The organism is Armatimonadota bacterium, assembly GCA_016223145.1.
Taxonomy (GTDB): Bacteria; Armatimonadota; Fimbriimonadia; order Fimbriimonadales; family Fimbriimonadaceae; genus Nitrosymbiomonas.
Genome location: JACRPN010000004.1, coordinates 46,180 through 60,783 on the forward strand (window position 1 = coordinate 46,180; position 14,604 = coordinate 60,783).

Below are 14,604 nucleotides of genomic sequence, written 5' to 3' on the forward strand. Positions count from 1 at the left end.
TCCTTAGGGTGGCGAATTTGTTGGGATTTCTCTTTCGTGCCGATGCCATGGGGCATAGGCTAAATGGGCAGCTTTATGAATCTTTGCGCCAAATCGCGGCCTCTCCCAAGCAGATCATGGATAAACGAACCCTTTGGGGAGGGCTCTTGCTGGCGGTTGCCGGGTGCAGTGCTCCCAAACCCACTCCCGCCGAACTCTCCGCAGGCGAGCCCGTCTCGGGCCTGACCCTCGAAACCGTCTCTGAAACCTCCATCCCCGAGGTCTACGAGGCCAGCGGCGCCGTGCGCGCCCAGCTCAACGCAACCCTAAGCTCGAAGGTCATGGGGCGCGTAACGTCGGTCAGCGTTCGGGAGGGTGACGACGTTCGCTTGGGGCAGCTCCTTGTCTCGCTCGACAGCCGCGAGCTCTCATCGGGCGTCGAAGCGGCAAACGCCAACCTCAATGCCTCGCTCGCCGGCGTCCGGACCGCCGAGACCATGCGCGCGCTCGAATCGAAATCCAGCGTGGCACGCATCGCCCAGGCCGAGGCGCAGGTGGCCATGGCTCAAGCGAACGTCAACGCCTCTCAAGCCAAACTCGACCTGGCCTTGGCGGGGCCCCGCACCCAAGAGAAGGCACAAGCCAGGCTGGCACTCGAGCAGGCGGAATCCAACGTGCGCCTCGCAAAGACCCGCCTCGACCGCGTGGCCAGCCTTGCGTCCCAGGGCGCCATTCCGAAGAAGGAGCTAGACGTCGCCCAGAACGCCTATGAGCTCGCCGTCGCCCAGCGCGATTCGGCTGCCGAGGCGTTGCGCATCGCCCAGGAAGGCACACGAACCGAGGACCTCCGCGCCGCGCGAGAAGCCGTTCAGCAGGCTCAAGCGGGCCTCACGCAGGCTCAAGCCGGACTGGCCCAGGCGCGCGCCTCCGCGCTCAACAACCGTGTGCGCGAGAGCGAGGTGCAAGGCGCCCGCGCTCAGGCGACCCAGATGAAGGCCGCATTGGGTTCGGCAAGGGTCTCCCTGGCCTATGCGTCGGTTCCCGCCCCATTCGCAGGGCGCATCGTGGCGCGGCTCGTCGATCCCGGCGCGATGGCGACCCCGGGCTCTCCGCTCCTCACTCTGGAGGGCGGCAGGCTCCGGCTGGAGGCTTCGATCCCCGAAAAGCACATCGGCAGGCTCAAGGTCGGCGACCCGATATCGGTCCACATCGATGCGACGGGCGCGGACCTTCAGGGCAAGGTGGACGAGGTCGTTCCTCAGGGCGAAAGGGCCAGCCACACGTTCCTCGTCAAGATCGCGCTGCCCGAAGAGGGTGAGGCCCGGTCTGGGATGTTCGGCCGCGCTTTCGTTCCTCTTGGCGAAACCAAAGCGATTCTGGTCCCCAAACAGGCGGCCTGGCAGAAGGAGGGCCTTTGGTACATCTTCGCCGTCAACGCTGAGGGCACCATCCGCCTTCGGCTGATCACCACCGGCAGGACCCTGGGAGAGCGTCTCCAAGTGCTCTCTGGGCTTGCTCCCGGCGACCGGATCGTCGCCCGCGGCCGCGAGAACGCTCGTGACGGCGCGAAGGTGGCGGGCCAGTGAAGGTCGGAATAGCCGGCAAGCTCGCCTCAGCGTTCGTCAATTCGAAGCTGACCCCGCTGCTCATCATCGCCTCGTTCCTGCTTGGCGGGCTCGCGGTCCTCAAGACCCCGCGCGAGGAAGAGCCCCAGATCATCGTGCCGATGGCCGACGTGATCGTGCCGTTTCCGGGCGCTTCGGCGGCGGACGTCGAGCGTCGCGTGACGACCCCGATGGAGAAGTTGATCTGGGAGATCCCCGGCGTCGAATATGTGTATTCCACCAGCAGCCCGGGCCAGGGCATGGTCGTGGTCCGGTTTTTGGTGGGACAGGATCAGGAAAGGGCGTTTGTCCGACTTCGCGAGAAGCTCCAATCCCATTTCGACAACATCCCTCCCGGCGCGGGCGAACCGATCATCAAGCCTCGATCGATCGACGACGTCCCGATTCTCGCCCTTACGCTGCACAGCCCGTCCCTCGGCTCCTACGAGCTGCGCCAGATCGCCGGCCGCGTCGAGGAGCAGATCAAATCCGTCGGCGAGGTCTCCGAGACCGCCATCATCGGCGGCCTGAGGCGTGAGGTCCGTGTCACGTTGGACCAGGCCAAGCTGGCGGGCTATGGACTCGGAAGCGATGCCGTCGCCCGTGCGCTAGGCGCATCCAACCAGAGCGCGCAAGCAGGCGCCTTTGGCCAGGGCAACGCCGAAATTTCCGTCAAGGCCGGCGGTTACTTCAAGACCAGAGAGGACGTGGCCAAGACTCCAATTGGGTCCCAAGGAGGCCGGATCCTGCACGTCGAGGACGTCGCTACCGTCGCCGATGGCCCCGAGGAAGCCCGCAGCTACGTTCAGTTCGGCTATGGCCCGGCGAGCAAGGACCCTGCCAAGGGCCCGGAGCTTCGGCAAGCCGTGACCATCAGCGTCGCCAAACGCCAGGGAGCGAACGCCATCGACGTGGCCCACCGCGTGCTCGCCAAGGTCGAGACTCTCAAAGGCACCCTGATCCCCGGCGACGTGACGCTCACCGAGACCCGAAACTACGGCGAAAGCGCCAGCGAGAAGTCCGGCGAGCTGCTCTATCACATGTTCCTCGCCGTCATTTCGGTGACCGTTCTCATCGCCCTGGCGCTTGGGAAGAAGGAATCGCTCGTCGTGCTCGTGGCAATCCCGGTCACGCTCGCGCTCACGCTCCTCGTCTTCTACCTCTATGGCTTCACGCTGAACCGGATCACGCTTTTTGCGCTGATCTTCTCGATCGGCATCCTGGTCGATGACGCCATTGTCGTGGTCGAGAACATCGTTCGCCATCTGCGCCTTCCCGAAGCCGACCGCCAAGGCACGCTCAAGACCGCCGTGCTTGCCGTGGACGAGGTGGGCAACCCCACTATCCTTGCGACCTTCACGGTCATCGCGGCGATCTTGCCCATGGCGTTCGTCGGTGGGCTGATGGGGCCCTATATGCGCCCGATCCCCGTTGGCGCGAGCGCCGCGATGCTCTTCTCGCTGCTAATCGCGTTTGTGGTCACTCCTTGGGCCGCCGTGCGCCTGCTCAAGACCGCAAAGCACGAAGCCCACCATGGCGAAGGCAAGGAGGACTTTCTCACCAGGGTCTACCGTCAGATCATGACGCCGCTGCTGCGGTCCTGGAAGGCGCGGCTCGGTTTCTTTGGGCTGATCATCCTTCTGCTCCTGGGGTCCTTCGCGCTGATCGCCACGAAGTCGGCGATCGTGAAGATGCTCCCGTTCGACAACAAGAACGAGTTCCAGGTGATCGTGGACATGCCCACGGGTACCAGCCTGGAGAAGACCGCTGCCGTGGCTCGCCAGCTAGCTGATTACGGCGCCAAGGTGCCGGAAGTCACCGATTACCAGATCTACATCGGCACGGCGAGCCCCTACAACTTCAATGGCCTGGTACGGCACTACTTCAACCGCTCGATGAGCTACCAGGCCGATATCCAGGTTAACCTGGCGCCCAAGGGCGAGCGCAAATCCCAGAGCCACGAGATCGTCAAGCGCATTCGGGGTGACCTGGTGGCCCTCGGAAAGAAGCTGGGAGCAAGGGTCAAGGTCGCCGAAATCCCTCCGGGGCCGCCTGTGCTCCAGACGCTCGTGGCCGAGGTCTATGGCCCCGATCAGGAGGCCCGCCTCGACGCGGCCAGGCGCGTCAAAGAGGTCTTCGAGACCACGGAGGGCGTCTCCGACGTGGATTGGTACGTCGACGACGACCAGCGGACGATCCGCTTCAAGGTGGACGACACCAAGGCCGGCATCCTGGGCGTGGACGTGGCGGACGCCAACCGCGCGCTCGCAACGGCATTGAGCGGCGCACAAGTTGGCCTCCTGCACGATGAGGGAGCACGCGAAGACATTCCGATCACGCTAAGAACCGAGCGAAGCGCCCGGAGCAGCATCTCGGACCTGACAGGCTTGACGGTGCTCTCCAGGGGGGGCGCCGCCGTGCCTTTGACGGAGATCGTTGACCCCATTGAAGTGGCCACAGACAAGAGCATCTATCACAAGAACCTGCTCCCGGTGGTCTACGTGACCGGCGACGTCGTGGGCCGACAGGAGAGCCCGGTCTATGCGATCCTGCAGATGAATGCCGCCATCGACAAGCTGAAGCTATCCAGCGGGGCCAAGCTTAACGTGCTCTCGACGCATCTCCCCGAGACCACGGACGCCAGCACGATGAAGTGGGACGGCGAGTGGCACATCACGTATGAGGTCTTTCGCGATCTCGGCATCGCCTTTGCGGCGGTGATGGTGCTCATCTACATCCTGGTGGTCGCCTGGTTCCAAAACTTCAAGACGCCCCTGGTCATCATGGCGCCGATCCCGCTTACGCTCATCGGCATCCTCCCCGGCCACGCGCTGATGGGCGCCTTTGTGACCGCGACCTCGATCATCGGCTTCATCGCCGGGGCGGGGATCATCGTGAGAAACTCCATCATCCTGGTGGATTTCATCGAGCTTCGCCGGCGTCAGGGGCTGCCTCTGGAGCAGGCGGTGATCGACGCGGGCGCCACGCGGTTCCGCCCGATGCTGCTCACGGCGGCGGCGGTCATCGTGGGGTCGTTTGTGATTCTATTCGATCCGATCTTTCAGGGCCTTGCGATCTCGCTCATGGCGGGGGAAATCGCCTCGACGCTGCTCTCAAGGTTCGCGGTTCCGGTGCTGTACTTCCTGTTTCAGGGGAAGGAGGGCCTGGCCCAGCAGGAGAGCTGAGGTCGCGAGGCACGAGGAGTGAATTTTGAAGGCTGGGACAAGCAAGGCGGCGATAGGCCATCATTAGCTTATCGCCATCCCCACCCTTGATTCAGACAGCCGCTACGAGCGGCTGGTCGCTGAGCACAAAGACGCGGTCTATCGGCAGATTGCGCGCGTCTGTGGCAACTACGACGACGCCCAGGACGTGCTCGTGGAGACTCTCCTCGCCGCCTACCGCGCCATGGACCAGCTTCGCGACCCCAGTGCGATGCGCGGTTGGCTGGCCACCATCGGCCGCCGCATTTGCCGCAGGATGAAGCACAAGGAGGCCCTGGCTCCGATCCTGGCGCTCGCCGACGCCGAGGAGCCCTTTGTCGCGCCCGACTTTGACGCAATGCTCGATGAGGGGCGAATCAGGGAGTGCGTTCGGCATGCCGTCGAGCGGCTGCCAGAACCCTATCGCGAGGCCTACATGCTGCGCGACATCGAGCAGCTTTCCGCCGAGGAGGCCGCCGAGCGGTTGGGGATCGGTGTGAGAAACCTGAAATCGCGCCTTCACCGCGCGCGCTTAAGGGTCCGCCAAGAGCTGGACTCGGGCATCTGCGGCGCGGGGTGATGCAGGGCGATTGCCGGAGCGTGAAATCGAATTGTCACCCGACTCCCGATCCGGCCAGGCTCGGACGGCCTGTCCTCTCCCCCGCGGTGTGGGAAGGCTCTTCCGCGTTCACCCTTTCGCATCGCGTCTTCTTCCTCACTGGGCCGCGACCGCATCGGGACCTTCGATTCGCTTTGTTCACCCATCTCCCCGCCGAAGGGGGAGTGGTCCTAATCATTCACTCTCGCTCGGCCTCACACACCCTCGTTCATCCTCACCCATGGCGGACCCATGTGAATCCTCGCCCCAGCCCCCTGCCTCTCTTCACCATGAAGCAAACCCTTTGGACCATCGAGCGGCAGGTGCGCCTGGCCGTCGGCATTCTCGTTCTCGCGAGCTTATCGCTCGCAACTCTGGTCAGCCTGAACTGGCTCTTTTTGACCGCCTTTGTCGGCGTGGGGTTGCTGTTCGCGGGCTTCACCGACGTGTGTCCGATGGTCCACGTCATCGTGCGATTGCCCTGGAACCGCCACCCATCCAATGAAGGGTTGAGGTAGAAGATAGCAATGAGCTTTTGCACGGAATACAGGGTGGCGGGAGATTTCGCCGAGGTGGTCGAGCGGGTCAAAGCGGTGCTTCAGCAAGCGGGCTTTGGGACGCTCTCGGAGATCGACGTTCAGGCGATCTTCAAGAACAAGATCGCCAAGGACATCGAGCCCTACACGATCCTCGGGGTCTGCAATCCCGTGCTCGCGTCTCAGGTTCTGGCGATCGACCCAAAGATCGGCGTATTTCTACCCTGCACGGTGGTCGTGAGGCAGGAAGGCGGCGAGATTGTCGTCGACTCGCAGGACCCAAGGCTGATGGCAAAGTGGCTGGAAAACCCTGGCATCTCTCCGTTTGCTGATGAAGCCGCCGAGAGGATCGAAGGGGCGCTGGGGTCGCTCTAGGGCAGCGCCTCGAGAGGGCCCTTCTGTCCCTGTGTCCCTGTGTTCCATACCCCCTTCCCACGCAGGCTAAAGCCGGCGGCTACCGGCTATCCCCGCTCGTCTTCCTTCCGAAACACGTCCTCCACCCAGGCAATACCGGTCATCATCTGCGGGAAGCCGAGGGTCGTCGTGGCCTGGAGCACCGCATGGCGGATCTCCTCGCGGGTGGCGCCGGCTTCCAAGGCTTTGCGCGCCTGACTATGGACCGCTCCCTCCATCTTGGCGCCGAGCGAAAGCCCCAGCTTGACGAGCGCGCGCGTCTTTGCGTCGAGCGGGCCCGCCTCGGCTACGGCGTCGCTCAACTTGCCATAGGCGGCGCCCACGGCGGGTTGCTCGGTCATGAACTTCTTGAAGTGGCTTGGCAGTTTCGGCATGGGGGTCCGGGTCCTCTGCTTCCATTATCGCCCGTTCGCGGGCTGAAGCGAAAGGGCACGGGCTTTCACACCGAGGACGCAAAGGGGGGACCGGGGGAGGATGGACGGTGGGTGGTGTGAGAGGCACGCGCCACTCACCTCCCGGAACCTCCACCCCCCAACCCCCTTCTCCTCCAGAGCAGGAGGAGGGGAGTGCCCCCCGCAACCTACGCCCCACGACCTGTGACCCGAAACCCGCAACCTGCGACCCCGCGACCAGCGACCTGCCACCTACGACCTACAGCTCTCCGGAATACATCCTGCAAATCGCCAGTTTCCTTTCACCCAACCCTTTAGGTCTTCTGCAAAAGCATCACATAGACCCAAGTTTGCGGACTCGCGGAGCCGCCGTTCAACTTCTTGATGAACGAGCCGGGTAGTAGCTCCGCTAAGCCAAACTGCAGAGTCGCGGACTTCGAAAGCCGGTGCGTAACGTCCAGATCGAGTTCCAGCCCGACCTGCCTTCCGCTCTTGCCGGTCGGATCGAGGAACACCCCGTTCGGACCCTTGTTTGGGGCGCCCATCTTGCCGTACCATGCATCTTTTGAATCCAGAAGCTGGAAGTAGTGGCCGTGAACGTGCACGTCGGTTTTGGGTTCAGGACAGAACTGCCACCCGCCCGCCACCTCGGCCATGTTCTTCCACGCAGTCATGTCCATGCTTCCATAGAACTTGTGAGCCGCAGGGTAGAGGTTGTCGAAGGTTTCGCTGCGGTTAGGGTTATGTCCGCCGCTGGCGGCATTCAGGTTCACATAGACCTTGCTCGCTTTGCTTTGAATCCAGGTCGCCCCGGTGTGGATCGCCCAGGCGCGGTGGTCCTTCCCGGCGACGCGTCCCGCTTGAAGGGCTGCCTCGAACTCATACTCCGTAGCGTCCCGGCGCGTCTTGGCCAAGTGGTTCAGCGTCGTGATACGGGTCGGGCCTGCGACCGTCTTGTCGGTTTTGAGCACGGCCATCGTCTGGCCGAGGTTGCTCCTGTGCGCGAGACCCACGAGGCCGACGTTCTTCGGCAAGGGCTTGCCGACGCCAAACTTGAAATAGAAAGCTTCCCAAGGGCCCCGAACATAGCGGACGCCATCATAGGATCGAGCGACGTTGTTCCACTCCAGATGCCCGACGAGGCGGTCGTTAACTTCGATCAGCCTTTGCCGGCCCAGCGTGATCGAGCCTTTGGGCTGAGGAATCCTCACGAAGGCAAGCGACACTGTCTGCTCTTGCGGCGAGTTGAAAGAGGTGGGGGTGGTGCACTGGCCGAACGCGAACTGGTACTGCAGCACCGCGCTGACTTCGCCGCACTGCAGGTCAAGGGTGGGCCGGAACCGGGTGTAGAGGTCGGTTCGGTCGTCTGGGGCGGAGCTGAGGAAGTCGCGGTTGGCGCGTCGCTCGTAGCGTTCGCGCATGTCGAGGCTGAGCTTGAGATCGATGGGAGGAGTGCTTGGTACTGAGAGCATCGTGCGGGTCCTTGGAGCAAGTCCGCCCTATGCTGCACGGGCTCCAGCCCTGGCCGCGGTCTGCTGAGGATCGAGGATTCGGTGCGCCGCCCCCTTGCGACGCCAAGGCGCACATGCTGAAAGCAAGTGCGACAAGGTTCTCAGCAGTTCTTGAAAAGGTGGCCCGCCAGAGCGCAGATCATTGAGGCCGAACTGCCTTTCTCTAGTGTCCCGAACTTGAGCCTGTTCCGCTTGGCGCTGAACCTGAGCCCAATCTGCACATCGCATTCCAGAAAGGACCGCCTGCCACGGATACGATTTTCCGCGGTGCGGCAGTTTGGCGGCGAACCGATCTGACCGAAGTCATAGCCGACAATGGAGCGGGCCCCGTTGCCGTAATCCATAGAACAAGTCCTGGTCGGGGCGATTCCGATTCTGTCGGGACCACCTCTCCCACCCCATGGAGAGAATGGCGGGTTTGCCGGCCCGATTTGAATCTACGGAGGTCTCAGGTCGTCTACGGGCCATCGGGAGCGTGATTCCTGAGGAAAGCGGACGCCTCGGCGTTCTCGAGGCGCTTGGCACGGTCCCGGAGGGCTTTGGGAGCTTCGGCCGATTGGCCGGCCGCGCGGAAGATCTTCTGGGCGAACCAATAAAGATCGTTCTTCCAGACCGGAAAATCGTGGCCGCCGAAATCGACGTGCCACACGTGGGGCACGCCCTTTTCCTTCAGGTAGCGATGCACGCCTTGGCTGATACCGATCAGGCCGTCCTTGTCGCCGCAGGAAACCCAAAGGAGCTTGAGCGACTTCGCCTTTTCAGGATCGGGGACGAGCTTCTCGGGAGCCAGGGTGTTTGGCGCGGATGAGAACCCGCCCACGTAGGCAAAGGTGTTTGTGTTTGCTAGGCCAAAGTTGAGGGACTGTCCGCCTCCCATCGAGAGCCCAGTCAGCGCCCGGTGATCCCGGTCCGCTATGGTGGCGTAGTGGGAGTCGACATACGGGATGACGCTCCCGAGCAGGTCCTTGTCGAACACGCCGAACGCCGGGGCGCTTTCAAACACGTTCCCTTCGGCGCGATCGTTGGGCCTTGCCCTGCCATTGGGCATCACCGCAATCATCGGCGTCGCCTTGCCGTCCGCGATCAGGTTGTCGAGGATCACGTTGGCAAGGCCTGCGCCCGGCCACTCCCATTCGGTACCGCCGATGCCGTGCAGGAGGTAGATCACCGGGTACTTCCTCTTGGCCGAATAGTTTGGAGGCGTATAGACGACCATCTTGCGCTTGACTCCAACCGACTTAGAGTCGTATTCGACGACCTCGACCTTTCCGTGGGCAGCGCCCTCGCGCGGCGTATCGAACCCGGAGGGGGCCTGCGCGAACGCGGGCTTGTCGTCCGCGCCGAGAACGATCTGCCGAGACGGCTGCTGGAAGGCAATCAGGCTTGCGAGAAGAAGAACGGTCATAGCGTTTGCCTCGGTCTTGATGACGTCGGCTCGACGGTCACGAGATAGACGTCGTTCTCGCGCATAGGATACTCGCGGACGAGCGATCCATCCCGGCGAACCCTGACGGTCTCCTCACGAATCGGGCCGCCACCGTTTCGCTTCATGATCTTGGCCAGTTGAGCGCGGGTGAGCTGGCTGGGCCGGCCCAGATCAAGGTAGTCGGCGTAGGGATCGTTGACGCGGTATCCGACCCGGTAGACCTTCACTCGATACTCACCGGCCTTCATACCCGCGAACAGAAGACGGACATTGCCCTTCGGCTTCGGCTTGACGTCGGTAATGAAGAACTGCTGATTGTTGACATTCTCGGGTATCGGGTTGGTGAAGTCCCAGAACAGGGCCTGAACGCCTTTGTCGTCCGCAGCCACAAGAGCCCGAGAATCACTGCAACGCAGCTTCTTGGGCCCGAGCTTGTTCAGGTACTCGTACGCTCGGAATGCGGGCTTCTTGATGTCCTGATAGTTGATGAGCCCAAAGCCGCCGTGGAAGGGCGTTGCCCGGGGACCGGCTTCCTCGAAGATGTCGGTGAAAGTCCAATACGACATCGAGTCGACAACGCCCAATGTTGACTTCAGCTTTTCCAGAATGTACGGAGCGCTGACGTAGCTATCGTGCACAGGGTCCGCCGGCGTATAGGACGAGCTCCATTCCGTGAAATGAAGCGGAAGTGTGGGCATCGAGGAGTCCTTGATCTGTTGGCGCACCCGCTTGACGTCGCCGATGATCGAATCCGGGTTCTTGCTAAGCACGGTCCCGCGGCCACCATATTCGTCCAGATGGCCGACGTCGACGCCGTAGCTGTGGGTCGTTATAAAGTCCAGTGGCGAATGGCTCTCAACGCAATAGCGGATGAATTCCTGCACCCATGCCGCGCCTGCTGTCGCGGGTCCCCCGACGCGCAGCGAAGGTTCGACCGCCTTGATCGCCTGTGCCGTTACCGAATAGAGCTTGAAATACTCCTTTTGGTCGCCCGCCCAGAAGCCGTCCAGGTTCGGCTCGTTCCAGACCTCGAAGTACCACTTCTTCACTTCCACGAGGCCGTAGCGCTCGATCCAATGCCGGGTCAAGGCGGCGATGAGGTCAGCCCACTTGCTGTAGTCCTTCGGCGGCGTCACGTTCCCGCGCCACCAGAAGATCGTCTTCTTGCCGCTGGCCAGCCCGTTCGGCATGAATCCCAACTCCACAAACGGGCGCACTTTCAGATCGACGAGAAAGTCGTAGAGCTCGTCGATGTACTGCCAGTTATAGACCGGCTTGCCGTGCTCCTCGTGATAGACGCCCATGTCATCGCACAGTAGGCCGTGCATCCGGATGTACTCGAAACCGCACGCCTGCTTTGCCTGTCGGAGCTGCCGCTGCCAATCCGCACGAAGACCTTCGTTCGCCCTTCCGGCCCCGATGCACGCGCGAAACATTCCCGTGAGCGGTCCTTCGACGGCCCGGATGTCAACTTGTATTTGTCGCATGGTAGCCCCTTGATGAGAAGCAATGAGCACGGCCGCACAAACAAGTCCGATCATTTGCAGGCCTCGACGAGGATCCGAATCAGCTCGGGATCCTGCTGAGCACCGGTCGTCCGATGGAAGAGTCCGGTCTCATACCCGACGTCCCAGTACATCGGGACCACGCCGTGCCGGTACGCCGAGCGGGTGATATAGCTCACCCAGTCCTGCTGAAACGGCCTCATGCCCGGAAACTTCTTCTTCAGCCCGACGGCATATTCCCCCAGGAGAACCGGCACCCCCTTGTCCACAAACGCTTCTTTCACCTTCTGAAACTGCCCGTCAGCGTAGTCTTCATTGCCCCATGTATCCGTCGCTTTGGGGTCTGAAGCCTTGGCTCCCCACTGCCAAATGTTGCTTTTTTCGTTAATGGTGAAGTGATAGGGGTCGTAGTAATGGACCTCGAACATCAGCCGGCCCTTGGCGGGGTCCTGCGGCAAGGTCGCGTTGAATTTGACGCCTGAGTCAATGTTTGTGTTGAATGCCTGCACGACCAGCCAGCGCGTTTTGTTCTTGCCGCCGGTGGCCCGCACCGCGCTCACGAAGGTCTGGTTATAGCCGTTTTGCACTTCCGCATATTCCGGCTTCGGCGGTCCATAATCGCCGTCCACCATCACCTCGTTCGTTCCGGCGAAGAGCAGTCGGCCGTCGAAGTCCCTGAAGTTCGTGGCGATCTGGGTCCAGAGCTTGGCCAGCTTGGCGGAGACCGCGTCCCTTTTGGCATAGGTGGGCTGCATCCAGCCTCCATCCCAATGGATGTTGATCATCGCATAGAGCCCGGCCCGGGTGGCCATCCGCACCACTTCCGTGACGTGGGCCATCCATTTCGGGTCGATCTTCTGGTTCTTGTCCAAGTACTGCGTATAGGCCACCGGGATCCGGATGCTCCTGAAACCCGCGGCTCGGACAGCCTTGAAGTACGCGTCCGTCGGCTTGGGGTTGCCCCAGGAGGTCTCTGTTGGGATCGCCTCCAGCGTGTTGCCAAAGTTGATCGCCGGCGACATTTTCTGAAGATAGTTGTCGAAGGTGAGTGTCTGTTGCGCCAACGCCAACCGGAATGCAAGAGCGCAAGCAAGGAGCGCTGTGGTTCGTCGGGTTTTGCTGAGCTTATTCATCATGGCCGCCTACCGGACATTGGGAGCTTGATCGAAGCCGGCTTCAGGCCGTCAGATTCAGCGACAACCTCGGCGCCGGCATTCCGTGTGATGAGGATTTGCGCCAGGCCATTGAACAGGGACCTCTCTGACACGCCGTCCGCCTCATGCGAAGAGGGGTCGCCGTTGCCCACGCCGAGCAACCGGCAATTCATCAGTCGAAAGCGTATGTGGTTTTGCGCCGTCGGAACTTCCCGTCCCTTGGCATCGACGGCTGCCACTTTCAGAACGCAAATCCGGCCAACGTATTGCGGCGCCAACTTGACCGCCACAGCGGGACCCGTGGTCTCGACGATTTCGTGCCCGCGCGGCTTTCCACCTCGGAAGCCTATCGCCTCCAGCACTCCCGGCTCGTAGGGGACATGCCACTCCAGGTGGCCGAGCCGAGGCATTGGCCTGCGTCCCAGAGACTTGCCATTGAGGCGAAGCTCCACTTCCTCATCGTTGCTGTGAACCCAAACCTCGATCTCCTTGCCTTCGTGGCCGGGCCAGTTCCAATGCGGGAGGACATGCAGCACGGGCCGGCCAGACCACCAGGCTTTGTAGTAGTAGTAGTTGTCCTTCGGAAACCCGCAGAGGTCCAGGATCCCAAATTGGGACACCGTGTTCGGCCAGCCAAAGGGAGTCGGCTCTCCGCGATAGTCGAAGCCGGTCCATTGAAACTGGCCCGCGACGAACTTGCGAGCGTCGTAGAACTTGACTGATTCCTCGGCTAGGACATTCCAGTCCGCCTTGTTCTTGTCGTAAGCCGTGAGATAGCCTCGATCGCGGTCTTCGAAATAGATGCCGCGGGTAGAGAACGTCGCGCCGTCCTCGGAGCCTACGGAGGCCTTGTCGGGAAACTGACGATAGAAATCGTCGACGCTTCCATGGGTGAAGTAGTTGTAACCCATGACGTCGATCGTCGTGGAGGAGCCGGAGCCCCAGCCGCCGCTAATCGCGACCGTGGCGGGCCTTGTCGGATCGAGCCCCTTAGCGAGCGCCTGCATCTTGCGGGTTACCCTAGCACCCTTGGCGTTGCCTTCGATCGACCACTCCTCGTTGCCGAGAGACCAGATCACCACCGATGGGTGGTTTCGGTCGCGCAGGATCAGGCGCCGGAGGCTCTCCAACTGCTGAGGGTTGGTCCCAGTCTCGCGATTCTCGTCCATCACGAGGATTCCAAGCTGGTCGCACGCATCGAGCAACGCGGGGTTTGGCGCGTTGTGGCTCGTCCGGAGCGCGTTCACGCCCATTTCTTTGAGCTGCATGAGCCGCCAGACCTCCAACTCGTCGGGCACCGCGACCCCGACGCCTGCGTGGTCCTGGTGGTTGCACACGCCTTTGAGCTGGACCCTTCTGCCGTTGAGAAAGAACCCCGCTTTCGGATCCCACCGAATCGTGCGGATCCCGAAGGGGGTCTCATAGCGGTCGACCTCTTGACCGCCTTGCCGCACTGTCGTGATGAGCCTGTAAAGGGTAGGCGTTTCGACCGACCAAAGCTGGGGGGATTTGACGCGGAGCGAGGCGGGCACTTCACTTTGCGCGCCGGGTCCGAGCTTCTGGAGTCGGGAAGACCATTGGACGACCGATCGCCCTTCCGGGTCGAGAACCTGGTGGGCGAGCTCAAACCGAGTTGAGGCATCCGCAGCGTTCTGAAGGGTTGTGCGAACGGACAGAGTCGCATGGCCTTTCTGCAGCGTCGTAGCTACAGAAGTTCCCCAGCGCGCGACGTGGAGCGGTGCCGTCTTCGTAAGCCATACGTGACGGTAGATGCCCGCACCCTCGTAGAACCATCCCTCTTCAAGGCTTGCATCGACGCGGACTGCAATCGTATTGCGTCCACCGTAGTTCAGATAGTCCGAGACGTCGTAGCCGAAAGAGGTGTAGCCGCTCGACTCCCGGCCCAAATAGAAGCCGTTTATCCAAACCTGCGAATCGCGAAAGATGCCGTCGAAGTCGAGTCCGATTCGGCGGCCCTCGTCGGCGGCTGGAACGTCGAAGGTCTTTCGGTACCAACCGACGCTGTTCTCGGGGAAGTTCTTTCCAAGGGCCTTTGAGCCGTGGCTGGTGGAGCCGCGGTGGTCAAAAGGTAGCTCAACCGCCCAGTCGTGCGGAAGGTCGATCACTCGCCAATTCGAGTCGTCGAATTCCACCTTCGCCGCTCCCTGGGCGGTGCCTGCCTTGGCAAAGTAGCTGAAATGCGTGCCCGGAGGCGCCGGGTCGAAGTCTTTGGAGGGATCGGTGGCATGGCCGAAGGCGAATCGCCATTCCGCGTCCATGAG

At 62.1% G+C, this 14,604-nt stretch carries 12 protein-coding genes; 5 read left to right on the forward strand and 7 right to left on the reverse strand.

Going from position 1 to position 14,604, the window contains the following annotated elements:
* The first annotated feature begins 116 nt into the window (after positions 1-116).
* The 5 genes from HZC36_01495 to HZC36_01515 all read left to right on the forward strand — a co-directional run bounded on the left by HZC36_01495 (position 117) and on the right by HZC36_01515 (position 6,295).
* Complete coding sequence (locus HZC36_01495; GenBank protein MBI5705642.1) at positions 117-1,565, forward strand: efflux RND transporter periplasmic adaptor subunit; 1,449 nt, start codon at positions 117-119, stop codon at positions 1,563-1,565.
* Complete coding sequence (locus HZC36_01500) at positions 1,562-4,768, forward strand: efflux RND transporter permease subunit (GenBank protein MBI5705643.1); 3,207 nt, start codon at positions 1,562-1,564, stop codon at positions 4,766-4,768. Before HZC36_01495 ends, HZC36_01500 begins: the two co-directional genes overlap by 4 nt.
* Before the next feature lie 70 nt (positions 4,769-4,838).
* Positions 4,839-5,366, forward strand: a complete 528-nt coding sequence (locus tag HZC36_01505) for an RNA polymerase sigma factor (GenBank protein MBI5705644.1) — start codon at positions 4,839-4,841, stop codon at positions 5,364-5,366.
* 308 nt (positions 5,367-5,674) lie between these two features.
* A complete protein-coding gene (locus HZC36_01510) occupies positions 5,675-5,902 on the forward strand; it encodes a DUF2892 domain-containing protein (GenBank protein MBI5705645.1) in 228 nt (75 codons plus the stop codon).
* A gap of 9 nt (positions 5,903-5,911) precedes the next feature.
* Positions 5,912-6,295: a DUF302 domain-containing protein gene (locus HZC36_01515; GenBank protein MBI5705646.1), complete on the forward strand. Its 384-nt coding sequence runs from the start codon at positions 5,912-5,914 to the stop codon at positions 6,293-6,295.
* A gap of 86 nt (positions 6,296-6,381) precedes the next feature.
* Here the strand turns inward: HZC36_01515 and HZC36_01520 are convergent, their stop codons facing one another.
* The 7 genes from HZC36_01520 to HZC36_01550 form a co-directional block, all read right to left on the reverse strand.
* Positions 6,382-6,708, reverse strand: coding sequence for a carboxymuconolactone decarboxylase family protein (locus HZC36_01520; GenBank protein MBI5705647.1), 327 nt, complete (start codon positions 6,706-6,708; stop codon positions 6,382-6,384).
* Positions 6,709-7,040: 332 nt separating this feature from the next.
* Positions 7,041-8,198: an alginate export family protein gene (locus HZC36_01525; GenBank protein ID MBI5705648.1), complete on the reverse strand. Its 1,158-nt coding sequence runs from the start codon at positions 8,196-8,198 to the stop codon at positions 7,041-7,043.
* Positions 8,199-8,338: 140 nt separating this feature from the next.
* Positions 8,339-8,581, reverse strand: a complete 243-nt coding sequence (locus HZC36_01530; GenBank protein ID MBI5705649.1) for a hypothetical protein — start codon at positions 8,579-8,581, stop codon at positions 8,339-8,341.
* Between the two features lie 113 nt (positions 8,582-8,694).
* A complete protein-coding gene (locus tag HZC36_01535; GenBank protein MBI5705650.1) occupies positions 8,695-9,642 on the reverse strand; it encodes an esterase family protein in 948 nt (315 codons plus the stop codon).
* Complete coding sequence (locus tag HZC36_01540) at positions 9,639-11,204, reverse strand: glycoside hydrolase (protein MBI5705651.1); 1,566 nt, start codon at positions 11,202-11,204, stop codon at positions 9,639-9,641. Before HZC36_01540 ends, HZC36_01535 begins: the two co-directional genes overlap by 4 nt.
* On the reverse strand, positions 11,201-12,304 hold the full coding sequence (locus tag HZC36_01545; protein ID MBI5705652.1) for a glycoside hydrolase family 5 protein: 1,104 nt from the start codon (positions 12,302-12,304) through the stop codon (positions 11,201-11,203). The genes HZC36_01540 and HZC36_01545 overlap by 4 nt, the downstream gene beginning before the upstream one ends.
* Positions 12,301-14,601 carry a glycoside hydrolase family 2 protein gene (locus HZC36_01550; protein ID MBI5705653.1) on the reverse strand — a complete coding sequence of 767 codons (2,301 nt, stop codon included), beginning with the start codon at positions 14,599-14,601 and terminating at the stop codon, positions 12,301-12,303. The genes HZC36_01545 and HZC36_01550 overlap by 4 nt, the downstream gene beginning before the upstream one ends.
* Between the last annotated feature and the right edge of the window lie 3 nt (positions 14,602-14,604).